General features: G+C 36.3%; 24 protein-coding genes and 2 pseudogenes. All 26 read right to left on the bottom strand.

Going from position 1 to position 25138, the window contains the following annotated elements; genetic code table 11:
• Positions 1-5: 5 nt before the first annotated feature.
• The 26 genes and pseudogenes from SINDD18_RS08735 to SINDD18_RS08620 all read right to left on the bottom strand — a co-directional run bounded on the left by SINDD18_RS08735 (position 6) and on the right by SINDD18_RS08620 (position 25033).
• A complete protein-coding gene (locus SINDD18_RS08735) occupies positions 6-791 on the bottom strand; it encodes a YlmH family RNA-binding protein (RefSeq protein WP_061863851.1) in 786 nt (261 codons plus the stop codon).
• A complete protein-coding gene (locus SINDD18_RS08730; protein ID WP_049503967.1) occupies positions 788-1051 on the bottom strand; it encodes a YggT family protein in 264 nt (87 codons plus the stop codon). Before SINDD18_RS08730 ends, SINDD18_RS08735 begins: the two co-directional genes overlap by 4 nt.
• Positions 1051-1602, bottom strand: coding sequence for a cell division protein SepF (locus SINDD18_RS08725; protein WP_049510385.1), 552 nt, complete (start codon positions 1600-1602; stop codon positions 1051-1053). Before SINDD18_RS08725 ends, SINDD18_RS08730 begins: the two co-directional genes overlap by 1 nt.
• A gap of 9 nt (positions 1603-1611) precedes the next feature.
• Positions 1612-2283, bottom strand: a complete 672-nt coding sequence (locus SINDD18_RS08720) for a YggS family pyridoxal phosphate-dependent enzyme (RefSeq protein WP_061863856.1) — start codon at positions 2281-2283, stop codon at positions 1612-1614.
• A 5-nt stretch (positions 2284-2288) separates the two neighbouring features.
• Positions 2289-3545, bottom strand: coding sequence for a cell division protein FtsZ (ftsZ, locus tag SINDD18_RS08715; RefSeq protein WP_061863850.1), 1257 nt, complete (start codon positions 3543-3545; stop codon positions 2289-2291).
• A gap of 17 nt (positions 3546-3562) precedes the next feature.
• On the bottom strand, positions 3563-4936 hold the full coding sequence (ftsA, locus tag SINDD18_RS08710; RefSeq protein ID WP_061863849.1) for a cell division protein FtsA: 1374 nt from the start codon (positions 4934-4936) through the stop codon (positions 3563-3565).
• 241 nt (positions 4937-5177) lie between these two features.
• Positions 5178-5948 (bottom strand): annotated as a pseudogene (rfbD, locus tag SINDD18_RS08705) (dTDP-4-dehydrorhamnose reductase); the annotation flags it as partial.
• Positions 5942-6067: pseudogene (locus SINDD18_RS10620) on the bottom strand (sugar phosphate nucleotidyltransferase); the annotation flags it as partial. The pseudogenes rfbD and SINDD18_RS10620, both read right to left, overlap by 7 nt.
• A 56-nt stretch (positions 6068-6123) precedes the next feature.
• Positions 6124-7224, bottom strand: coding sequence for a UDP-galactopyranose mutase (glf, locus tag SINDD18_RS08700; protein ID WP_049510381.1), 1101 nt, complete (start codon positions 7222-7224; stop codon positions 6124-6126).
• 12 nt (positions 7225-7236) lie between these two features.
• A complete protein-coding gene (locus SINDD18_RS08695; RefSeq protein WP_061863848.1) occupies positions 7237-8235 on the bottom strand; it encodes an acyltransferase in 999 nt (332 codons plus the stop codon).
• A 1-nt stretch (position 8236) separates the two neighbouring features.
• Entirely contained in the window at positions 8237-9652 is a 1416-nt protein-coding gene (locus tag SINDD18_RS08690) for a flippase (protein WP_061863847.1), read from the bottom strand.
• A 177-nt stretch (positions 9653-9829) separates the two neighbouring features.
• A complete protein-coding gene (locus tag SINDD18_RS08685; RefSeq protein ID WP_061863846.1) occupies positions 9830-10762 on the bottom strand; it encodes a hypothetical protein in 933 nt (310 codons plus the stop codon).
• Positions 10763-10981: 219 nt separating this feature from the next.
• Positions 10982-12034, bottom strand: a complete 1053-nt coding sequence (locus SINDD18_RS08680; protein ID WP_065203271.1) for a glycosyltransferase — start codon at positions 12032-12034, stop codon at positions 10982-10984.
• 8 nt (positions 12035-12042) lie between these two features.
• Entirely contained in the window at positions 12043-13044 is a 1002-nt protein-coding gene (locus tag SINDD18_RS08675) for a Stealth CR1 domain-containing protein (RefSeq protein ID WP_061863845.1), read from the bottom strand.
• Between the two features lie 47 nt (positions 13045-13091).
• A complete protein-coding gene (locus tag SINDD18_RS08670) occupies positions 13092-13955 on the bottom strand; it encodes a glycosyltransferase family A protein (RefSeq protein WP_061863844.1) in 864 nt (287 codons plus the stop codon).
• A 13-nt stretch (positions 13956-13968) separates the two neighbouring features.
• The gene (locus SINDD18_RS08665) at positions 13969-14523 is read right to left on the bottom strand and encodes a glycosyltransferase (protein WP_346962581.1); all 555 of its coding nucleotides are present in this window, start codon (positions 14521-14523) and stop codon (positions 13969-13971) included.
• Between the two features lie 2 nt (positions 14524-14525).
• The gene (locus SINDD18_RS11615) at positions 14526-14735 is read right to left on the bottom strand and encodes a glycosyltransferase family 32 protein (protein WP_346962580.1); all 210 of its coding nucleotides are present in this window, start codon (positions 14733-14735) and stop codon (positions 14526-14528) included.
• A 1-nt stretch (position 14736) separates the two neighbouring features.
• A complete protein-coding gene (locus tag SINDD18_RS08660) occupies positions 14737-15213 on the bottom strand; it encodes a glycosyltransferase (RefSeq protein WP_061863843.1) in 477 nt (158 codons plus the stop codon).
• Positions 15213-15662 carry a PssD/Cps14F family polysaccharide biosynthesis glycosyltransferase gene (gene pssD / locus SINDD18_RS08655; protein ID WP_049528880.1) on the bottom strand — a complete coding sequence of 150 codons (450 nt, stop codon included), beginning with the start codon at positions 15660-15662 and terminating at the stop codon, positions 15213-15215. The genes SINDD18_RS08660 and pssD overlap by 1 nt, the downstream gene beginning before the upstream one ends.
• A gap of 3 nt (positions 15663-15665) precedes the next feature.
• Complete coding sequence (locus SINDD18_RS08650) at positions 15666-17036, bottom strand: sugar transferase (RefSeq protein WP_061863842.1); 1371 nt, start codon at positions 17034-17036, stop codon at positions 15666-15668.
• Positions 17037-17057: 21 nt separating this feature from the next.
• Complete coding sequence (locus SINDD18_RS08645) at positions 17058-17741, bottom strand: tyrosine-protein kinase (RefSeq protein WP_061863841.1); 684 nt, start codon at positions 17739-17741, stop codon at positions 17058-17060.
• A 10-nt stretch (positions 17742-17751) separates the two neighbouring features.
• Positions 17752-18444 (bottom strand): CspC family polysaccharide chain length determinant protein, encoded by a 693-nt coding sequence (locus SINDD18_RS08640; protein WP_060956161.1) that lies wholly within the window; start codon positions 18442-18444, stop codon positions 17752-17754.
• Positions 18445-18462: 18 nt separating this feature from the next.
• On the bottom strand, positions 18463-19194 hold the full coding sequence (gene cps4B / locus SINDD18_RS08635) for a capsular polysaccharide biosynthesis protein Cps4B (protein ID WP_061863840.1): 732 nt from the start codon (positions 19192-19194) through the stop codon (positions 18463-18465).
• 1 nt (position 19195) lies between these two features.
• Complete coding sequence (locus tag SINDD18_RS08630) at positions 19196-20641, bottom strand: LCP family glycopolymer transferase CpsA (protein WP_061863839.1); 1446 nt, start codon at positions 20639-20641, stop codon at positions 19196-19198.
• Between the two features lie 305 nt (positions 20642-20946).
• On the bottom strand, positions 20947-22905 hold the full coding sequence (locus SINDD18_RS08625) for a peptide ABC transporter substrate-binding protein (RefSeq protein ID WP_061863838.1): 1959 nt from the start codon (positions 22903-22905) through the stop codon (positions 20947-20949).
• A gap of 160 nt (positions 22906-23065) precedes the next feature.
• Complete coding sequence (locus SINDD18_RS08620) at positions 23066-25033, bottom strand: peptide ABC transporter substrate-binding protein (protein ID WP_061863837.1); 1968 nt, start codon at positions 25031-25033, stop codon at positions 23066-23068.
• Positions 25034-25138: the final 105 nt, after the last annotated feature.

Raw genomic sequence — 25138 nt, 5'->3', positions numbered from 1 at the left:
TCTTCTCACTTACTTAGTAGTAATTGGACTGTTATTTTTTTCTTATCTTTTTTGGTTTGACCATTTTCTTTGAGTAAGATAATCCGTCCAAAACGTCTGACACTTACTAAATCACCTAATTTAACTTGGTAGTCAGATTTTTCAACCAGATGGTAATTTACCTGAACAAATTTTCTTTCTAATAAATCAGCTGTCTGAGAGCGAGACAATTTCAGAACATTTGACAAGAAAGCATCCAAGCGCATACTCGGAACTAAAACTTCCTTTTCCTGATAATCACTCTCGGCTTCTACCAATTCTTCAAAGGATACGACTTCTAGTTTGACAGGCAATCTAGCAATCTTATGAATTCCATCTTGAAAGAGAGAAGTGAATTTTTGGTCCACAATGATTTGGGCTCTATTTTCCGTAACTAAAATATCACCAAATAATTTGCGATCAATTCCCAGACGATTCAGAACGGTTCCTAAAATCTTGGAATGAGTCAATTGATCAAACTTACTAGAATAAACAATCTCAAGTAATTCCATTTCAAAATCCGCCAAAGTCGGTATGAAATAATCTGGTGCAAGAAGCACACGACTATACTCACTAGGCACAAAATCATTGCTTGAAAAAACTTGAATCCCATGATGATTACCCAATGTCTTTAAAATAAAGACCTGATGGGGATTGATAAAGGGAGTTAGGATGGGAGCGTAGTGCTCTTCAACCTGCCTAAGCCACTCCAATCCCTTATCAATGAAAGGAATATCCTCGACTGAGAAATGCTGATAAATATCTTTTCTCATGCTAGTATTAAAAGAAAACGGATCAGATAGTTACCGACTAAATGAACTAAAATGACAGCCACCCAAACTGTAAAATCAAAACCACCAACCCTTAGCGGCAAACGTCTCAAGGGTTGAAGGATAGGTTTGACTAAGCTAGTTAACAAACGACCTAGTGCTGTATCATAGGCATTGGGTAACCAAGATAATAGAGCAAAAGCTACAAGTATCCATGAATAGATAGTTGCAGCATTCTGTATTAAACGAATTAGAAAAATCATTACTTCACTCGATTTCTCTTCATATCAAAATCAAACTCTTCACCGTGAGAACCATCAGGCAAGCGAATGTCTTCAATATTAACCACAACTCCTACTGGTGTCAAAAGATACATAGTATTTGCAACTTTTCTCAATTCACCAGCTAGCACATGACGAGCTCCATCTAAGTAATCTAGACAGCGTCGTGCTTGTACTTCAGTCATATATTGGAAGTCAATGAGAATACTTTCGTTACCTGCCAACAAATCAACGATATCTGTTGCATCTTCGTAGCGACGAGGATAACGAACATCAATAGTTACCTTTTCTGTGCTACGATGGCTCTGCATCGCCAACTCTTGCTGACGAGCATGAAGGCGCGTAATATTTTTCTCTTTAGAATTCACTTGTGAAGATTGTGGTGATTGTTGAGCTCGTGGAAGTTCTTCCTTTGGAGCCGAAACTGAAGTTAAGGTTTGTTCAGACTTTAATTCAGCAACGCTTGGTGCCACCTCTTCTCCATCTTCAGTGAAATAATCTATAAACTTATCAAATTTATCTTTTAGTGACATGGTTATTTCCTATTTAAAAAATGCTGTACCGATTCGAACGAAAGTTGAACCACATTGAATCGCTTCTTTGAAGTCTCGACTCATACCCATACTTAGTTCGGTCATCGGCATATTAGGGAGATGTTTTTCTTGAATGGTTTTTTGCAATTCTTGCGTTTCTTTAAATATGTCTAGTAACTCTTGACTAGTTGCTTCAAATGGAGCCATGGTCATCAGACCTACATACTCAATCTGGTCTAATTCTGAAAGTTCTGGTAAGAGAGCTAACAATTCTTCTTTCGAAAAACCGTGCTTACTTTCTTCCTTAGAAATATTTACTTGCAAAAAGCACTTAATCTTGTGGTCCGCTCGTTTTTGAATTTCCTGAGCTAGCTTTAAGGAATCTAAAGCATGAAAATAATCCACATAAGAAATCACTTCCTTGACTTTACGTCTCTGTAAGGTTCCAATCAAATGCCAGGTAAGATTCTTATCACTCAGAGCATGATACTTGTCAAGAAATTTATCAACACGGTTCTCACCAATGTGTTGCACTCCTTGCGAAACCAAAGCTGAGGCTGTTTCAACATCTACATATTTGGTCACCGCAATCACAGAAACCGAATCGTTTTCACGACCGGCTTCCTGAACTGCATTCGATATCTGTTGAAAAACAAGGTTCGTATTTTCTTTTAAATTCATCTTCATTAACGATTTTTAAAGAATGGTGGTGTTTCCAACTCGTCTTCATCTGTCGCTGTTGGAACTTCAAAACGTTCCACTGGAGAAACAACTGGTTCTCCTTGACGAACGATGGCATCGCGTCTCAAGTCCCAGTCACCAAAGGCTGATGTCTTTGGTGCTTCTTGACGGCGATAACTTGGAGTTGGAATTTCTACTGTATCAGCCATATCAAAATTACGATCAAAAGTTTGTGCATGGCTAGTTCGAGCAGGTTCACGGTGTGTTGCTTGGCGTGGTTGAGCAGTTACAACTTTCTCAACTTTGTCCTGACGTACTCCTGTCGCAACAACTGTCACGCGGATTTCGTCTTTCATTGTCTCATCAATAGATGTTCCAAGCCAGATGTTAACACCATGACCAGCTGCTTGGTTCACAATTTCTGATGCTTCTTCAGCCTCAATCAAAGTCAAGTCCAAGCCACCAGTTACGTTGACAATCACATCTTCTGCTCCATCGATAGTTGTTTCAAGAAGTGGTGAGTAGATTGCTTTACGAGCAGCTTCTACAACACGTTCTTCACCGCTACCGATACCAATCCCCATAAGGGCATTACCTTTATTGGCCATAACAGTCTTAACGTCTGCAAAGTCCAAGTTAATCAAACCAGGATTTGTAATCAAATCTGTAATCCCTTGTACACCTTGACGAAGAACGTTGTCTGCTTCACTCAATGCTTCAAGAAGTGGAGTTTTCTTGTCAACAATTTCTAGCAAGTTGTTGTTTGAGATAATCAAGAGTGTATCAACATGCTCACGAAGTTCGTTAATCCCTTCGATAGCAAATTGTCCACGTTTGCTTCCTTCAAAACCAAATGGACGAGTTACAACACCTACTGTCAAAGCTCCGAGGCTTTTTGCAATACGAGCGATAACTGGTGCAGCACCTGTACCAGAACCACCACCCATACCAGCAGTGATGAAGACCATATCAGCACCGCTGATTGCTTCTGTCAATACTTCTTCGCTTTCTTCTGCAGCTTTACGACCAACTTCAGGTTGACCTCCTGCACCAAGTCCGCGAGTCAATTTAGGACCGAGCTGAATAACTGTCTCAGCTTTTGTACTGCTCAAAGCCTGTACATCTGTGTTGGCTGCGATAAACTCAACGCCAGAAACGCCTTCGTCAACCATACGGTTGATGGCATTTCCACCGCCACCACCGACACCGATTACTTTAATTACTGCACCTTGTGCAGCTGCTGTATCAAATGAAAATGTCATATTTATATTCCTCTATTTTATTCGTCAAACATACTTCCAATCAAGCTACGGAAACGATCCGTCAATTTACCCTTGCTCTTTTCTTTTGATTGAAGAGGAGCTACTGGTTCAACAGATTGAGTTGTTTCAGGCTCAGAAGGTGTCACTGTATTAAATACTGATCGTGGAGAAACAGGTGAAACTGGTTGAGCTGAATTTCTAAAATCAATCGGTTGATTGCGTAAACTTTGGTCGCCTCGAATTGCTCGTTGTGCCAAAACATTCACTTCAGTAAGGCTGCCAGCGAATTCTGACAAGCTGATGACATGAGCAAAAGCAGGGTTGCGAATACCAACTTGATTTGGCACGAATAACTTAACACGTACTCCAAATACTTCTTGGGCTAATTCAACAACACCTGGAAGAAGGGCATTTCCACCAATTAAGACAATACCCCCTGGCAAGTCTAGTAGGTGACGTCTTTCCAAGTCTTGCTTAATTTGCTCAAAAATGTGCTTAAGTCTTGCTGAAATAATCTCAGCCAAGTATTCCTCAGTCACTTCAACGGGTTCAACCTCACCGATCACTTCAACTTGGAAGGTTTCCTTGCTAGCTAGCGGTGGATAAGCTTCCCCGTAGTTCAGTTTTAGACCTTCTGCAATTTTCTTAGAAGTCCTAAGAACTTTAGAGATGTCTTTTGTGACATAGTCGCCACCCTCTTGGTTGACATTTGTGTATTGAAGTTCTTGGTTGCGAATAGTGGCAACAGTCGTTTGGCCACCGCCCATGTCAATAACAGTCGCACCAAACTCGCGTTCACCTTCGTTCAAGACTGAATGAACCATTGCAAGAGGTGAAATAATCACGTTATCAATTTGAACTCCAACACGCTCAACAGTTTTACGAAGATTGTGGAGGATAGTACGTGGACCAGTATACAAGAGACCGCGCATTTCCAAACGCACGCCCATCATACCACGAGGATCACGAATTCCTTGGAATCCATCTACGACAAATTCCTCTGGGATAAAGGTGATGACTTCACGGTCTGGAGTCATACTTTTAGTCAAGGCTGATTTAACTACGTTCTCAACGTCTTGATCCGTAATTTCCTTGGTGTCTGATGTCACTGGAATCATGCCTTGAGTTGGCTCAACTTGCAACAAATTAGCTGGCAAACTAACGTTTACAGACTTAATTGAAATCCCTGCTTTTTCTTCTGCTTGAGAAATTGCAGACTTAATAGCAGTCGCTGCTGCTTCGATGTCAACGATAATCCCATCTTTGACACCTTTACTTTTGGCATTGCTTACGCCAATTACATTTACTTCACCATTTACAAGCTCTGCAACCAACACTTTAATAGAGCTAGTTCCGATATCTAAGCCTGTAAAAAAACCATTCCTAGTCATTACACTGCGTCCTCTCTATCTTCCAAGTTTCACACTTCTATTTTTAATAGCTACACCAAGGCATAACTACTCACAGAATATTATAACACAAAAAATACATTCGTGCTCAAATTTTCTAACATTTACACAAGCTTTTTCTTGAATTTTTATAATTCTACGATAATTTCATCAGTGAGTAAATAAAAAAGAAAGAGAATCTATTTTCTCTCTCTTTTAGTAAACATTTTTGCTTCAAGTAAGCTTATTTTTTAACGTCTTGTTTATAAAATTCTTTCAAGGCATCTTGCCACGTCGGAATGACAAAGCCAGTAGCTTTAGCTTTAGCAAGGCTCATTGTTGAGTTTAGCGGACGTTTAGCTTTTGCCGGAAATTGACTTGAATCTACTGGCTTAACTTCGACATCTGTATCTTTCAAAATCTCAACTGCAAAATCATACCATGTTGTGTCGTCTGTCGCATCGTTTGACAAATGATAATAACCAAAATCCTTGCGGTTTTCAGCTAGGTAAGTCATAAATTCAGCCAAGGTACGGGTCCAGGTTGGACGACCATGTTGATCATTTACAACCGTCAAGGTCTTATGTGTTTTCGCAAGATTTTGCATGGTAAACACGAAGTTTTTGCCGTAATTTCCAAAAACCCAAGCTGTACGGATAATATAGAAGTTTGAAACGTATTTCTCTACAAGCTCCTCTCCCATACGCTTAGTCCGACCATATTCTGTCTGTGGATCTGGGCGGTCATCAACTTCCCACTCTTGTCCAACTGGTTTCTTACCATCAAAGACATAGTCCGTAGAAATATAAACTAGGGTTGCACCATGCTTTTCAGATGCTTTTGCGACATTTTCTGTCCCCGTAACATTGATGGCAAAGTCCAATTCTTTCCCCTCATCCTCTGCCGCATCAACAGCTGTGTAAGCTGCACAGTGGTAAACTAAAGTCGGTTTCACTTGAGCAAAAACTTTCTCAACCTTCTCTGCATTGGTGATGTCCATTTCAGCCACATCAATGTTGAAAGTGGATAGTAAATCATCGGTTTATCATAAACCGGCATCAATTGTTTTGATGCAGCTCGAGTCAACGGATATAAACGCGTCCCCGAACCACCCGCGAGAATAATCCCTTTCATAGTAGGGTACCTTTATTTGTTGTTAAACAATCATTAAATTGTTAAAAATGCATGTCTTAGTAACCAAACTCATCCGTTACTACACTAAGTGCACGTTCAATAACCACATGCATATCATAGTATTTATAGTCTGCTAGACGTCCACAGAAGATGACCTTGTCATTTTTGGCTGCTTCTTCTTGGTACTTAGCAAATATAGCATTATTTTTGTCGTCATTAATCGGATAGTATGGTTCATCCCCACGTTTCCAATCGGCTGGGTATTCGCGAGTAATGACCGTCTTCGGTTGTGTACCATACTCGAAGTGCTTATGCTCAATGATACGAGTAAAAGGAATCTCACGCTCTGTGTAGTTGACCACTGCATTTCCTTGATGGTTTTCCTCATCCAAGACTTCATGTTCAAAACGAAGACTGCGATACTCCAACTCACCATGTTTGTAATCAAAGTACTGGTCAATCATTCCTGTAAAGACAACTTTTTCAGCTGAAGCTTCAAGTTCTTCACGATTAGCAAAGAAGTCAACACCAAGTTCTACTTCTACATCGCCTAGCATGTTTTCAATGATGACGTTGTACCCACCGATTGGAATTCCTTGGTAACGGTCATTAAAGTAGTTATTATCAAAAGTCAATCGAACTGGAAGACGTTTGATGATAAATGGCGGAAGGTCTGTTGCAGAACGGCCCCATTGTTTTTCAGTGTATCCCTTGATCAACTTTTCGTAGATATCTGGACCAATCAACTTGATAGCTTGTTCTTCAAGGTTTTTAGGCTCAACATCTTTCATGTCAGCCGTTTGCTCGGCAATCTTATCCTTAACTTCTTGCGGAGTCTTGGTTCCCCACATAGCGTAGAATGTATTCATATTAAAGGGAAGATTGTATAGACTGCCCTTGTAGTTGGCTACTGGTGAGTTGATATAGTTATTAAACTCAGCAAACTGGTTGACATAGTCCCAAACTTTTTTGTTTGAAGTATGGAAAATGTGAGCACCGTACTTGTGAACGTTGATACCTTCAACATTTTCACAATAGATGTTTCCACCAATGTGATCACGCTTGTCAATCACTTTTACTTTTTTGCCACGTTTTGTAGCTTCGTGTGCGAAAATTGCTCCAGACAAACCTGCACCAACGATAAGATAATCGTACATTTTTTCTCCTTTTTATAATTTAACGATTCGATTAAGATAAGGAACTTTCATTAACATTCGAATAACAATAAAGCTTACACACAATGTGAATATAGAAAATAGTAAGTATGACCCTACAAAACTAAAACCAAATAGTTTTTCCCACATCTTCATAACATAAGTGTGTACTATGAAAACCCCCATAGTTTGATTAGAAAGAGAAACAATCCATTTACTCTTATCTCCATTCAAATCAAGTGTGAATACCGTCAAAAAGATGCCTAAAGTTACAATCTTTACAAATAAAATATCATAATAATATTCGGCAAAAAGATTATGATAAATAGTTTTTGCTAAGAAGAATAATATTACTGGCGAAATCAATAACAAAAGTACTGCAACTACTTTCATCCATCTCTTAAAACCATTTTTTATAATATCTTTATCAAATTGAGCTACCAAACCTCCTAAAATGTAGTAGAAAAACCACGTCCATAACCTAAAAGTTTGTATAACATATGACTGTAATGGCATTTGAAGTACGACATTTGCTAACTCAAATATCAAACCAATAGAGATCAATAAAGATAAAATGTATAGATAGCTTCTTTTTGAATTTAGAAATTTTTTTAAAATCGGTAAACATAAATAGATAAGTATTAGTGCACCAAAAAACCAAAACTGAAAAAAATAACCTTTTTGTAGCAAAGATCCTACAATTTTTTTTATTGGATTAGTTGTGAAATCTCGCTTAAAAAACCATACGATAAATGTCCATGATGACACTGTTATTAGAATCCATTTTACTTTCTGGAGTATGTAGGGGTAAGTTATTTCTCTCTTTCCTAACAATAAATAACCATTGACCATAAAAAACAGTGGAATAGAGTATGTACCTAAATAATATAAATAGGTCAAAAGATTCCATGAACCTGTTTCTTTAAATCCACCCATTGTTGTATGAAGTAAAACAACTCCAATACATGCAAGCACTTTTAGTAGATCTAGGTTGATATTTCGAATTTTTCTCATTCTACTTCTTCCTAATGATTTGTTTTAATTCTTTTACATCCACCACTTTCAGAGATAGAATTGCGAAAAGATAAATGATTCCACCAAGCACTGCAAATGCTAGAACATTTAAGGTTGGTGTAAAATGGATAATTGTTTTTGAGCCAAGCAAAAGACCATACATGATAGCTGATGCAAGTACAATTTTGGTCATAGATCCGATGATTGCAACTTCCTTTAGGTATCTGCGGGTAAAGTATAATTGAATTGCCCACACTAGTGCTTCTGTTAAAACAGAGACAATAGCTGCTCCGATATAACCAAGTTTAGGAAGAAATAGCAAGTTCAAGCCTACACTAATTATTGCGGGAGCCGTTGTTGAAATCATGAATTCTTTATTTCGGTTATGAGGTATCAGTATCTGAATTCCCATTATATTAGTCCAACCGATAAAGAACATACGGAAGATCATAATGGCAATTGCATATCGTGCATCTTGAAAATCTTGTCCAAGGAAAAATTGAACAAAGTCATCATTCACAATTAACATCCCCGCTATAATCGGGAAAATGACCAAATTATAAATGAGGAAAGACATTTCATGCATTTTATTGACTGCCTTTTGTTCACCTGTTGATAGCAGATGCGCAACACGAGGTAACATGACGCTTCCTAATGAAGTTACCAAGGTCAAAAGGATGTTGACTAATTTTAGAGCCTGGTCATAGATTCCTACATCTTTAGTAGATGCTAATGCTCCAAGCATGGTGCGATCTAGCGTAACATACAAAGAAATAGCCACTTGGGGAAGGAATAATAATATGACAGGTTTCAAATGATGCCTAGCATAATCTATATCAAAATGAGGTCTACCAATAAACTCTTGGGCGGGTAACCACATACTGAGTTGCCCCAAGAGTTCAAAGATGGTTAGCAAAAAGACATAGAGGTAAAGGTCATTTGCAGATTTGACAAAAAGGAAGATAGAAATTACCCCAACGAGTTTTACCGTTATATTGCGAACAGTTATTTTTCGAAAATCCTCCAACCCTTGAAAAAGCCAGGAAATGTCTAAGCCTTTAGAAAGCAAACTCAATCCCAGAATATAGGCGACTGGATTTTGCATAAAGGAAAGATTCAGACAAAGAAGACCATACAAAGCTAGAGAAAGGACGGTTGCACCTAATTGCAGAGAGTATATTCCCCAAAAATTTTTTTCAATTTCCTTGCGATGTCCTGAAATGACCTTGGTCCCATAGTTGGCAACTCCTAAAGTCGCTAAGAGGATAAAATAAGTAACAATGGAGTTAAAATAACCATAAGTCCCTAGATCATCCGATGAAAAAACTCGTGTTACATAGGGAGTCGTAATAATCGGGAGAATAATCACCAACAATTGATAAGAAAGATTGTAGGCATAATTTTTTAATACTTTCATTTATAGTACTTTCACTTTATATTATTTTAAAAATAGTATTTAATTTATCTTCTTGATTAACGCTAATAAGTAACTTTAGTTCCAATCTATATATTATGTAAATTTATATATGTTCGATAAAAATTTTTCGAGAAGATAAATTACTTGAAACTCATATAGTATGAAATATCAATATTCTTAAATATTAGAACTCCTTGAAAGAAAATCACCTTCCAGATTATGTTTTCTCTCAAAAATTACATAACCTAAAAATAATATAGAAGGATTGTGTGAAATCTCTAGCAGTTGAGGGTCGTAGATACTATGCAAAGTTAATATAAGCAACATTGCTGTATAGTAACTACTTTTGGCTATACGATGGTAGGATAGGAGATAGAATCCAAATATAATTGAAACAAGGATCACTACCCCATAGTTAAAAAGAACATTTAAGAATGATGAATCTACATAATCATATCTTAACTCAGACAGCCACTGTGACTGGGTTATCCAACTGATTTTCTGTCCAAAGAGTGTAATACCATATTTATACCAAGCCATACTAGCTAATTGTAATCGTCCTGTTAATGCTATATTTAAATAATAACCTAGCTCTGAGCCAACGTTGTAAAGGTATACTGTTCCTAAAGATATAGACAGGCCAATCACCATTATATATCTGTTTATAAAATTGTTTTCTTTTTCTATTTTAAACCATTTTAAAAAACAAACTAATAGTAAAATTAATACACTAAATATAGCTGCTGATTTAGTGTCTGTTCTTGTATATAAGTACATGTTGACGCCGAAAAAAGAAATTATTTCAAGAATTTTCATTTTTCTTTGTTTTAAAAATGTATAAAATAGAGTTAAATGGAAAAAATAATTTGATGAAAAACTAGCATATTTGTAACCAAGACCAAATCGAAAACTACCATCTTTTCGTATTGAAACCTTCGCTGTCTCGCCTATTATATCGAGTTTATAACAGATTGCTACCAAACTCATTAAAATTATTATTTCAAAAATCCAAACTTTCAAAAGATGAGAGATAGAAATATCCTTTGAATTAATTAACAACAATACTATTGGAAAAATTAAATAGTATGCCTGAGTATTGTATGCAATCATGCACGCAACAAAAATTAGAACTCCAGCTATTATTAATTCTCTTTTAGTAAACTTACTAAAAAAGAATTTAATAACTAAAATTATACAAGAGAAGTATAATAAAAGTTTATTTAATTCTGAAAAAAAGGAATTTTTTCTACAAACATTGTTCTAGAAATAAAATCACTAAAAATAATAAAAACAAATGCTATGTAATATAATACTTTTTGTACTTGTTGTCTACCCATCTACTCCTCTTCCTATACAAGATTGTATTACTCTTCGATAATAATAACCTTCTCTCAATTTCTCACCAATTTTCATAGCGTTCTTCTTAAGTAATTCGTACTCGTCTACTGATATTTCCTGAAGAACCTTCTCTACATCCAAAAGGTTATCAACAAGTATCCCTACATTATTTTCCTGAATAAACTTTGCCATAGCTGCTTCTTTCCAAATAATTACAGGTAGTCCTGAAGCCAAATATAGTGATGTTTTATGAGGATTATTATAACGAAGATAATTCCCTGTTATTCCAAAACAAGTCTCTATACTGTCCCCATCCCAAACTAATCCAAATTTTCCTTCTATTTTTTTAGGTAATTCATCCGGTTTAAAGCTTCCTAAGTATTCTACATTTTCACCTAAATCTTGACTTTCATCAAAATTAGGACCAAATAAATTCAATTTGAATCCTAAATTACTATCTATTAATTTGTATAAATATGGACTCTTATCTTTCGAAAGATTACCTGCTATAACTATACCTTCACTATTTTGTTTACATTTTGCATCTACTGTACATACATAATCAAAGATTTCTATACAGCTTAACTGATCCTTGGTAAATCCTTTTGTAATGAGATAATTCTTCATATTATTATTATGACAAATAATCTTATCAAACATGGGTAACAATAAATTATCTGCCAAAGTAACTATTTCTGAAGATGAATGTAGACCTATTCTCAATGAATCCAGATCATGTATTACAGCTATAAACTCTATTTTCTTATATTTCTTCAATAAGGGGATAAATTTTATAGCATCTTTAACTCCATAAGTTGGATATTGATAAATAACTATATCATTTCTCTTAAGTTTATAAAATAGACTTAACCAAAATAGGATAATCTTTAGTTTCCTTATCAATTTGTTTTCGTTTTCATCAATTTTGATAGTTAAATTTTTGAAGTTTAAGTTTTGACTTATTAAATATATATCGTTAGGAGCTTTTGGTCCAGCTGTATTCTCTTCTCTTTTTTTATATTCAACATAATATATCAATTTCATTACTCTTTCTACATATACTTCTCATAGCTTGATTGAGTAGGATATTTCTTATCTAAAATTTTTAAAAGTTTTTCTCTTGTACTATTGAAGTCATCTATTTTCTCTCCATCATTTATACAAATAACTTTATGCTTTGATTGGATAATTTCCTGCTCAACATTTTCAATATCCTTCACACCATATCCTTTTCCAAAAGATACATTTTGAGGCTCAAACTCTCCTTGGCATAAATTCCAATAGCGCATCAGCCAATGACTAATCTCAGTTTTTTCTCTGAACCTGTGACTATATGTTTCTAAAAACATCTTACTTTCTTTTTCATAAAGCAATTTAAAAGTACTTTTTTTATGTGAAATCGGTGTATGGCTATCATAGAATCCCAATACTGGTTTCCAAAGTAAAGCTATTACATTCTTTAGTAGTTGTTTTTTGTAGCCTAAACTAAAAAATTTCGTTGTAAATTTCGATAATATAGTTGATGAATTAAAATACTTATTAATAATTTCAATATTAGTTAGAACAATCCCTGATATACCATTAACTTCTGGTATTATAGGACTAAATACACCTATATCTCTTGGTAAATTATTTTTAAAAAAATCCTCTGGATACACATAATCGTTAAGCAACATATCATCATTAAATAAAACGAATTGTTCTGATAATTCACATATATTATGAAAGTTTAATTCTATTACATTAGAATTAAATGTTGGGAGATACTTATCGTCTATGTAATCTCTATGTTTTACTACTACTAATTTCTCATGCTCAATATTTAACCATTCAGGAATATGTCCTTCTGTTACAAAAAAGACTTTATTAACCCATGGAGCATATCTTTCTACCGCCCTAAACCAATATTTCATTAGTTTCCAATCACGGTATCTTTCTTCACTATTCATACTGGTATTTATATCCAGTATTTCTTCCCATTTTTCCTTTTCTTCTCTCCATTTTTGATCACTATTATCAACCCATGTGACAATAAAATCTATTTTTTTCTCCATATTGATTTAGTCTACTTCCACTTGCATTATTCTATAGAATCATATGTCTATTTAAATCTTATTTTGCTAACAATATATACAAAAGGAAAAATTAAGATACTCTTTATTCCAGCTTTTCTAAAATAATCATATGTTGATTTCGATATCGTATATTCAACCGCTTCCATATTTAGAGTGGTTTTGATTAACTCTTTAATTTTTACAACACCTTTATAGTTCTTCTTAATAAATTTCTTTCGTTGTTCTAAAAAATATAGAGTTCCCTTAGGATTTTTCAACCATAGTGAAAATAAATTATTTGTTAGTCCCCCTTCCAAATATTTGAAATGGTAGACTTCATAATTTTTAAATCTGAACTTTCCTATTTTATCTAAGTGAATATAGAGAACCTCTTCACTCATGAATTTCTCTCCATCAAATGTTGGAAAACGATAATCATGAATTTGTTCATTTTTTATCAAAATACAAGTTTCAACTATCTTATACTTTATTCTAAGATCAACAATACTTAATAATACATTGTCTATTTCATTTTTTATTTTTTTCCCTTTAGGGTACACAGTGCCTACGATATTAGTATCATTAATTATAGCTCTACGAAATATTGCTACTGCAGTCTCTACAAGCCAGTCATCGCTATCTACAACTACATGATAACCTTCTTTTCCCATGATCTCTAGAGCATAATTATAGGCCGTATGTTTCCCGCCATTAGCTTTAAAATAGTATTCTATAGTTATAAAATTTTCTTTAATCCACTCTTGAAATAGTTCCCCTGTACTATCATTTGAACCGTCATCTATCACTAACCAAACAAAGTTTTTATCAGTCTGTCCCTTTAAAGAAGAATACAGTTTTCTGAGTTCTTTTTCTCTATTGTATGTTGGTGTAACTATGTACAGTTTATCCATTTTTCTCCTTTAATTAACCTTTTCTACAAAACTTATGAATCTTCTCTTTTAATTTTCTATATGTACCTTCACCAAATATACGATCTATTCTTCTTTTTAACTTGATTTTTAATGGTAGCAATATTATCCTATCTAAGTATTTCTTATATTCACTACCATCTTTCCACGTAGCAGAATAATGATGGATAGCATAAGTATTTTGAGTAATATTCATTTTATTCGTTTCCAAATTATAAGGGCAGAAATATTCAGGAGGATAAACATACCCATCTTCTATTTGTTGAACTGTTAAATCTTCTTTTAACCCATATCTTTTAAATACATTTGTCGTATACTCCACACATGTCGTGGTATTTATAATTCCATTTTCAATAAAATTATGTTTTAGATACAAATCCATATTCTCTTTAAGTAACTTGTTTTTAGGTTCAGCTCCAAACCCAACACCTGTGTTCACTTTTCCAATAAGTTCACATCCAAAAAAAGCAACTTTATCTAAAAAAACATCTAGTGATTTAACTAACTCAACATCTGTATCTAAATAAATGCCTCCATAATTATATATCACATCTAGCCTAACATAATCCGAAACAAAGGCATATTTTTTTTTTCATAGGCCTGTTTTACATATGGAATTTTTCCAATATCATAATTAGATTCATTCCATTCTTTAATTTCATAATCTGGACAATATTTTTTCCAAGACTCCATACACATTTTTACTTCTTCTGGTTTTTCTTTTCCTCCAAACCAGCAATAATGTATAATTTTAGGTATCATTTTATATCTCCTGTAATAATTCTATCAGACCTCTACAAAATTTTTCATTATTATTTTTTATCGTAACAGTTTTTGAGTCTACATCATTTATTTTCTCTATAATATCTGATGTTTCCTTTATTAATTTTATAGGATAATTTTCTTTCACTCTATTACAGAATTCTAACTGATGATCATTCACATGCTCTCCAAATTTTTTTTGTCTTGGAACAACTATCGGAACTTTACCTTTAGCAATAACTCCCATAAAAGTCGCTGGTCCACCATGAGTAATAATAATATCCGATTCCTCAATCATTTGATTCATTTTTTCATAAGAAATTATCTTTTCCCACTCACAATATTTCGGAATATAATTGGAATATCCTGTCTGAATAAATACCTCGTCTTGAATAAGATTTTCTTTTTTTAGACGATCAACTTCTTTAATTAGTCGATCAAATTGTTGTTCATGTGTACCTACAGTCACAAAAATCATTAGAATATTCCTCCTAGGTTAATTGCTTTTGGGTATACTTTTTTCATTTCTTCCCACTGGACAATGAACCTGTCAGTTACTGGATAAACGAGTTTCCCTGTCATTGTCGGAGCATCAATTCTATCAAATACTTCTATATAGACTGTCTTTGACCCAAACAACTTTCCAATGTAAAAGAAAGGAACAGCGACAGCAGCACCAGAGGAAATAATTACATCTGGTCGCTCTTTTTTTATTATTTTAAAAGCAAGAAATGTATTTTTTATTAAATTTTTGATATTACGATTGGTTGGATAATAACAGGGGTATAAAACTTCCTCAGAGAGTACACTCCTAGCGTCCTCCTTATCAAAAGTAACCCAAAATCTTTCTTTATCCTTCCAGAAAGGTTTCAATAGATACAAATGTGTCAAATGACCTCCACTGGATCCAACTAAACATACTTTCATTTCCTACTTCGCTCCATCTCTCATCAACACAACTTTTACAGTTTTTAGCAATATTTCAAAATCTTTCCAGATGGTCCAATCATCGATATAAGCCACATCCAGTTTCACGACTTCATCGAAGTTTGTAATTTCACTTCGACCACTAATTTGCCACAAACCTGTAATACCAGGTTTAAAGCTGAGACGACGTTTTTGTTCAGGTGTGTACTTCTCGTACTCATCTAGAGTTGGTGGGCGTGTACCGACTAGACTCATGTCTCCAATCAAAACATTCCAAAATTGTGGCAATTCATCCAAGCTAGTTTTTCGGATAAACTGTCCAATCTTTGTCACTCGAGGATCGTTATCGATCTTAAACATACCACCTTGCATGGTATTTTGCTCCATCAACTGTTCCTTGATCGCTTCAGCATCGATTCTCATCGAACGGAATTTATAAAAGGTAAAGTAACGACCATTTTTTCCGACACGAGTTTGTGAAAAGATTGCAGGACCGCCATCTTTACGAATCATGGGAACTAGAAATAGACTAGCAATTCCGCAAAGGATTAACCCAACAATAGCACCACAAATGTCGAGGATACGTTTGGCAATGACATGACTCTGCTTGTAAAAATTTGTAGAAAATGTTACTACATTCAAACCCGCCATCTCATGAATTTGTTTATCACGACCTAAGTTTTTATCAAAAGCATTGAGATTGACTGTTACAGCTATTCCCATCGTTTCAAACTGAGAAATAAGAGCTCCGATGTCATAATCCTCACTTGGAAGATTGACAAAGACTTCATCTACTACTTCATGCGTTGTATAGGTAAGCAATTCCTCACTTGGCACAACAAGGATCTTATCATGAGTGAATTCTGGCTTATCTAAGACAGATACAGCTACTAGTTTCCCTTGGACGTCGTTAGCAGTTAATAAGCGATCCAATACCTTTTCAGTACGTGATGTTGCTGTAATCAACAAAATCTTGCGACTACCCTTCAAATTGTGGTTAAAGGGTTTCCAATAACGCTTCACAAAGAAACTGAGTAGATAATTCAAAACACCATACAAGGAAAGCAGATAGAGCATTCCTCGTCTAGAAATGACAAATTTCTCTTTTAAGAAGAAACTTGAAAAACTAATCAACAAGGCATAAAAGAGGATATATTTGACCGTTTCTACTAATTCAATATACTGACCTCGTTTGAAAAAATCCTTACCGTAGCCACTAATGTAGAAGGCTGCAAAGTGAAGAAAAAAAAGGACAAATACTGTATCTAAAACAATATCAGTTTCTGAAATTGCAATCAGTATATAAGCTAAAATACTAACAAGTATACTCTGTAAGAACGCCAGAGTTACATTGTAGAAACCCCTTCCTTCCATACTAGTCTCCCTAACTTCATTTTATTTTTTCCCGTAGGAACCATAGGCCCCATAAGAACCATATCTTTCACGTTGAATGTCAAATTTATTCAAAATTACACCCAAAAATGGTGTTCCTGTGTGCTCTAACTGACTTTTAGCTTTTTGCACTTCTCTTCGTTTTGCCACACCAGCTTCCGCGACCAAAATAGATGCATCACATTTTTGTACGATAATGGCTGCATCGATTACGACTCCTATCGGTGCCGTATCGACGATAATATAGTCAAAATATTTGTGCAAGGTTTCGATCATACTTCCAAACTTATCACTCTGAAGGAGAGCCGTTGGATTTGGAGAAACTGCTCCTGACTGGATCATAAATAAATTCTCAACGTTTGTCTCACAAAGGCCATTTGACAAGTCCTGAGTGCCAGCTAGATAATCTGTCAAACCAGTAATTTTTTCTCTTGACTTGAATACTCCAGACATGACTGAGTTTCGGATGTCGGCATCAATCAATAGCGTCTTGTAGCCTGCACGCGCAAAAGCCCACGCAACATTTGTAGCTGTTGTAGACTTTCCTTCGCTAGGGTCAACCGATGTAACGGCAATAACCTTTAAGTTATTCCCACTCAATTGTATATTTGTACGTAAAGCATTGTAGTACTCTTCTGCTTTTTTTACAGAGTTCAGTTTTTGTTGTGATAATTCTAACTTTGCCATAAGTTCTCCCTTACTTTAATTTATCCATATCTGGAATGACTCCAAGGAGTGAAATTTTCATAACATCTTCGATATCTTCTGGACGTTTAACACGGTCATCTAGTAGCTCAACTAGTAGAACCACGACAATCACCAAGCCTGCACCAGCACCGATTCCCATTAAGGTATTGCGACGGATATTTGGTGATGATGGTCCAGTAGCTGGACGGGCTTCTTCAAGAGTCGTTACATCCGAAACTCGAGTAACTGCGATGATTTTCTGTGCTGCAACTTCTCGAAGTGCATTTGCAATACGACTTGCTTCATCTGGTTTATGGTCGCTAACTGAAATAGATACGATACGTGTATCTGCAGGAACCGTTACCTGAACCTTCTTAGACAATGTTTTTGCATTGATGGTCAAGCCTAGATCAGAAACCACCTTCTCAAGAACATCTTGGGAAAGAATGATCTCACGGTAGTCCTTAACCAAGTATGTTCCTGCTTGTAGATCCTGATTTGTCAAACCTGGTTTGTCACTTTGATTTCGATTGACCACATAGATTCGCGTTGTACTTCTATACTCAGGTTTGACCACAAAACTACTATATGCAAATGCAGCAGCTCCTGTCACGATAGCTACAAGAAGGATTAGTAGCTTCTTTGCCCATAGTGCCTTTAACAACTGAATAACGTTGATTTCAATAGTATCTTGTTCTTTCATTTTTACTCCTATTTACTCCTATATTATTTGATCTTTAATGACTTTTTCGGGGTTTTCCACAAAGAGTTCCCGAGCCTTATCTTGGCCATATTTTTTGCTCACTATCTCATAAGCCTCTCGCATATAAGGTGGACGACTATCTAGATTATGCATATCACTAGCAACTATATGGACCAAGTCCCTCTCCAAGAAATAGCGAGCACGCTTTTTCATGAATTTATAGGTATCGCCAAACAGTTTTGGTTTGAGGATACTCGAACTATTGACCTGTGTATAGCATCCCATATTGATAAGGTCTCTAACCCTTTTTTCATTAATTTCCAAAGCATCATAACGTTCTATATGGGCAATGACAGGGGTTATCCCCAACATCAAAACATTGGTCAATGCGCTATGAATCTCACGATAAGGGGTATTCATGCTGAATTCTATCAGGGCGTAACGAGTACCATTTAGTTGAGGAATCTGTTGATTCTCTAATTTGTTTAAAGCATCACTACTGTAATAGATTTCCGCTCCATACAAGATGGTGAAGTCGGGACCAATCTCCTTAGCCAACTCCTTGACAACTTTAAAATTTCTTGCAATGTCCTCCTCTGGTGTTTCAAACATCCCCTTCCGACGATGGGAGGTCGAAACGATGGTACGGACTCCTTGGGCATAGGCTTCCTTCAGAAGCGCTATACTCTCTGCCTTATCCTTTGGGCCATCGTCTACATCAAAAACTATGTGTGAATGGATATCAATCATCTTATTTTCCTTCCATGATATCTTTGATTTCTGTTTTGAGTGTCTCCAAGCTATTTGGATCGACCTCTAGCATATAAAGGTTGCTGTCAGGCATGGCATAGGAAGGAAGATCCATACGACCAGTTCCCTTTAGATCTCGAGTGATGACAGTATATTTTCCTCCACTTGCTAGTTGGGCATTTACTAAGCTCACCATAGTTTCAGGAGGCATATTAGTTTGTACAGAATCTTGCAACCCTTGCATAATACCATCAAAATTCTTCAAGGCTTCTGCTGAAGTTAATTTTTGAATAATGGCAGCAATGACTTTTTGTTGATTACGTCCACGATCTCCATCACCATTGGTCAAGGAATAACGTTCACGAACAAAGCCTAGAGCCTGCTCAGAGTTTAGATGAACATTCCCAACAGGGAAGTGATAGTTCCCATGAAGAGATGTGAACTCTTGATCATTATAAACATCGACACCACCTAAGAGGTCAATTAATTTCAAGAAGGAAGTGAAGTTGAGTCGTGCATAGTAATTTAGATCAATTCCATAAAGATTTTCCAAAGTATGAATCGAAGCATCCACGCCATAAATACCTGCATGGGTCAATTTATCATTTTGGTTATTGCCACCATCAGCTATAGGCACATAAGCATCCCTAGGCGTTGTTGTCAGGAGAATTTTCTTGGTCTCTTGATTGACCGTCATAATGATATTGACATCCGAACGAGAAACGGAGCTAATCGGTCCATATGTGTCAATCCCACTGATGTAGATATTAAAAGCCTTGTTTTGAGAAACTTTAGGCGCTTCAACGCTCTTGGTTAGTTCTTTGGTATAAATCTTCTTGATCTTTTTGGCATGGTCTGGATACTCTTGTTCGATCAGATTTTCAAAGACACTGTTCAAAATAATTGCCTTGGTCTCTCCAGCTAAGAGACTCTTATAAGCTGCAAGATAGGAAGAACTGTCTTCAACCGTTAAGTCTTTACTCTGACTTGTCTTAATATCATCGAGCAATTTTTTGATATTCTCTGCATCTGTTTTGGTTGGGGCTGCCACACTGGATAATTCTGAGACATTTCCAATCTCGCTATCCGCCAAAACTGCAACACTGATGGAGTAACTAGAATAGTTAGAGGTTGCATTTAATTGATTTGCTAGGCTAACGAATTGATGAACTCCAATCAAAGAAACTGCGTTCACAATGACCAGAACCACGAGTAAAATCATGGTGAATACCTTGGCTTTTCTCTTTAAAATCAAAAACAAGGCTATTAGCGCAATCAAGATCATAGCGATGGCTATAAGGACATTGGCATAGCTAATCGCTAAAATATGATATCTGAATATTAAAAACAGCAAAAAACAAGCAAGCACGACATATGCAAACAACAAAATGATATTGATGTTTTGTTGAATCTTGCTCGTTTTTCTTTCTTTTGAATGTATACTCAACTTACACCTCTACAAAGTATTTTTTATTTTAATTATATCACAAAGTGGTACTGGATACCATCAACATACACTTGGTAATCGTTTTTATTTACCTTAAAAACAAGAATAGTAAATCCCAATGATAAAATGGCTAAAACTTTACTTAAAAGAGGTTTCTATGTTAAAAAGGCCGGGGCAAAAATCCCGACCTTTATGGCAATTGCTAATGAAGTTTTGTCTCAGCAGCTGATAATTTTTTGTTCGTCATTTAGTCTACGACACCGACATTTGCCTACAGATTTCTGCCCCGTTTCCTCTTCTTAAAATTATTTCACGTGACTTTCAAAGTCTTTTTGACTCTTTTCGACAGAATTTTTACGTTCTTGTTCCCATTTAGCCTTCGCTTCGTCAAATTGAGCAGTCGTTACTACCTCTGTTTGCAATCTCATGTACTTGTAGTTGCTTCCAGTTCCTTTGATCCCAACAAGTGAGTAGGCTCGTGTAAATGGCGTCACGCGGGTCACTGAAGCTACGCCACCATCTGAATTCACAGGAATAAGAAGTGAACTGTCAATCAACCAAGCTTGTGCATCTGCATAATTTTCATAACGTTTTGCTACATCTGAGCTTTCTGCATCTGCCGCTTTCAATTTCTGAGTATATTGATCCATTCCAAGACTTGTAATCTTGTCAGCATCCTTACTTGGATCAAGTCCCAAAATCTTAAGATAGAAACCATCTTCTGCGTTGAAAGGATTGAGGTAAGTCGATGGATCTTGGTAGTCTGGTGACCATCCATCCAAGTTCAAATCATAGTCATGATCAGCTGGCGTCAGTGCTTGGAAAGTCGCATTGGCATAGTCTTCAGTTGAAACTAAAACTACATCAATCACTACATTTTCCTCTCCAAGAGTGGATTCCACAGATTGTTTAAGTGAATAAAGCTTAGGAAGCAAGCTTTTGTTGACCTGATCCACTGGCAAATCTAAATGAATCGGGAAAGTTACACCTTGAGCCTCAAGTTCTTTTTTAGCTTCTGCAAATTGAGCTTGTGCTTTTTCTTTGTTGAAGTAACCATCTTGGGCATCTTCAAGATTCATATTAGTCCATTCTGTGCCGTAATTCACCAACTTAGAGGCAACTGTCTCACCAAAAGTTTTATCTCCTACTTGTACAAAAGTTGGTGGTACAAGGGTATTACGAAGAGTGTTTTTAGCAGCATCTTCTCCATTAGACTGAGCTGAGTAAGACGTACGGTCAAGAGCAAAGTTGATAGCTTGACGGAAGTTTTTATTTAAAACAGCAGCCTGAGTCGCTTGTTTTTGTTCATCACTGGTCTTAGCTGTAAAATTATAAGACTGACGATTGACGTTAAAGTTATAGTACCAAGAAGTTGCACCTTGCAAACTATAGACGATATTGTCCTTATATTTCTCTTTGGTCTTGGCGAAATTTGAACTATTTGGGTAGACACCTGCAGACGAGTAGGCTCCACTCTCAAAGTTACGAATGGTCATGTCTTGGTCAGAACCATCAACATAAGCCAACTTAACTCTTTCAATCGTCACTTTTTCTTGATCATAGTAATGAGGGTTTTTCATATACTCAAGTGATGATTTAGATGTAAATTCTTTTAACAAATACGGACCACTATAGAGAATACTGTCTGGTTTTAATTCTCCAAATTCTTTGTCTTTGGCAGTTAGGAATTCTTCATTGACTGGGAAGAGAATACTATTGGTCGTTTTTGAATTCCAGAAACTCTCTGGACGTGTCAAGGTGTATTGGAGTGTATAGTCGTCTAAGGCTTTGACACCAACATTTGAAAAGTCTGTGTTTGCTCCTGTCACATAATCATCCAAACCTTTGATCGAGTTTTGAATCAAATCTAGCGCTTGACTCTTATTATCAGCAGCGTATTTGATACCAGTCACAAAGTCCTGGGCTTTGATAGGCGCATATTCCTCCCCATCAGCAGTGAACCACTTAGCATCTTGACGAAGTTTATAAGTGTAAGTCAATCCATCCTTTGAAACACTCCAATCTTCTGCAAGAGCAGGAATGAGATTTCCATAATTGTCATTTTCAAGCAAACCATCTACCAAGTTGGTTACAACAGCGGTATTATCACCAGAGTAATCCAACAGGTAGTTGAAGGTTGTTGGATCGGCACCAAATGTTGACGAGTAGGTTTTAACATCTGATGCTGACTTCCCACACGCTGTCAATAAGATCGCAGCGGCAAGTGTCAACCCCGCTCCAATCAGTCGTTTTTTGAATTTCATGATTCATTTTCTCCTTATATGTTAGATTTTATAACATAAAGCTATTTTATCAAATTTTGCCCCAAAAGTAAAGTTATTTAATGATTTGACCTCTCATCAGTATCAGAAAAAAGAAAGAAACCCCGTATAAAATCAGGATTTCTTTCATCGTTATTAACGTTTATTTAACGTGGTTCGCTAACTCTTTTTGATGTTTAGCGTTTGATTCAATTTTTTCTTTTTGCCATTTCTTGAGAGCTTCTTCGTATTCTTTAGTGGTCACAATATCATTTTGCAACTCTAAACCTTTAAATACAAACGGATCTCCCTTGATACCAACTTGAGAGTATGCTTTTGAGAATGGCACTGTGCGACTAACTGTCGGAGAACCACCTGAAGACGCTACAGGGATGAGGAGTGAGCTATCGGATACCCAAGCTTGTGCTTTGGCATATTTTTCATAGCGTTTATTAAGGTCACTCGTTTCTGATGCTGCATCATCCAAGAGTTTCTTGTATTCATCAAGTCCAACTTGAGCCATGACTTCTGGATCTTTACCTTTTGTGATACCCAAGTGTTTAAGGGCAGAACCCTTCTTAGCATCTAGGATATTGAGGTAGGTTGCCGGGTCTTGATAGTCTGGCCCCCAACCAGTTCCATTCAAGTCATAGTCTTTTTGAGAAGGAACTTTAGCTTGAGATGTAATGCTCATTTTCTCATTGTCAGTCATTTGCAGTACATCGATGACAACATTTTCACTTCCAAGTGCTGCTTCAACAGATTGTTTAAGAGAGTTGGTTTGCTGTACAGCGATGACATCTGTTTGCTCAACTGGAATATCCAAGTGAATAGGGAAGGTTACACCTTTGGCTTGCAATTCTGATTTTGCTTTTTCAAAGGCAGCTTTTGCTTTTGTTGGATTGTAAAGAGTATCTTTACCATCTGTCAAAGCTACATCTTTCCACTGGTCTCCGTATGTTACCAATTGTTCTTGAGCCAATTCACCGAAGGTCTTTTCACCAACCTGAACATAGTCATAAGGCACAAGACTGGTACGGATAATCTTATCTGCACCTTCTTCGCCATTCATCTGTGCAGAGTATGCATGACGGTCAAGAGCGAAGTTGATGGCTTGACGGAAGTTTTTATTGAGAAGCGCTTCTTTAGTTGATGTTTTTTGGGCATCATCTGTCTTAGCTGTTTTATTGTAAGACTGACGATTTACGTTGAAAGTAAAGTAATAGCTAGTCGCTTCTTGTGGGCTATAAACAATTTTATCGCCGTATTCCTTCTGAGTTGAGGCAAAGCTTGAACTAGTTGGGAAAAGGCGTGCTGTCGTATATGAGCCTGACGCAAAACTACGAATTAATGATTCTTGGTCTGATCCATCGTAGAAAGTAAGCTTGACGTGGTCAATCTTAACATTGTCTTTGTCCCAATAATTTGGATTCTTTTCGTACTCAATTACTGATTTTGAAGTGAAGTTCTTCAAAATATATGGTCCATTGTAGAGAATACCTGAAGGAGCTGCTGCACCGTAATCTTTCCCTTGAGAATTTAAGAATTCTTCATTAACAGGGAGCATAGTCGCCGTTGTCACCTTAGAATTCCAGAAACTTTCTGGTTTGTTCAAAGTATACTCAACCGTGTAGTCGTCAACTGCTTTGACACCGACAGTCGAGAAGTCATTACTTTCACCACTAACGTACTCTGCCAAACCTTTGATAGAGTCTTGGATAAGTGTTAGGCCATCTGATTTACCATCTGCAGCATGCTTCAAACCAGTCACAAAATCTTGGGCCTTGACTTCAGCATACTCTTCTCCTTCAGAAGTATACCATTTAACACCTTTACGCAACTTGTAGGTGTAAGTCAAACCATCTTGCGAAACAGACCAGTCTTCAGCAAGCGATGGAATCAAGTTCCCATATTTGTCATTTTCCAAGAGTCCGTCGACCAAGTTGGCAATGACGTCTGATGTTGAACTTTTACTAGTAACGCTATAGTCCAATGTTGTTGGATCAACGGCATATACATACGAAAATGTTTTTGGAGCATCTGCTTTTCTCTCAGTCTTGCTACAAGCCGCCAAAAGAAGAGCTGCGCTCATCGTTATCCCTGCTACTGCGAGCCACTTTTTCGATTTCATAGGTATTCTCCTTTAAAATACTATTTTTCACCATTATACCCTATTTTTATATAAAAGCAAGGGTTTTAAGGGTATTTTTTAGAAAATTCAAACTAATATTTATTA

The organism is Streptococcus infantis (genome assembly GCF_001579645.1).
Taxonomy (GTDB): Bacteria; Bacillota; Bacilli; order Lactobacillales; family Streptococcaceae; genus Streptococcus; species Streptococcus infantis_E.
The sequence above is the reverse complement of the archived record's forward strand: the minus strand, read 5'-3'. Positions and strand labels throughout refer to the sequence as shown.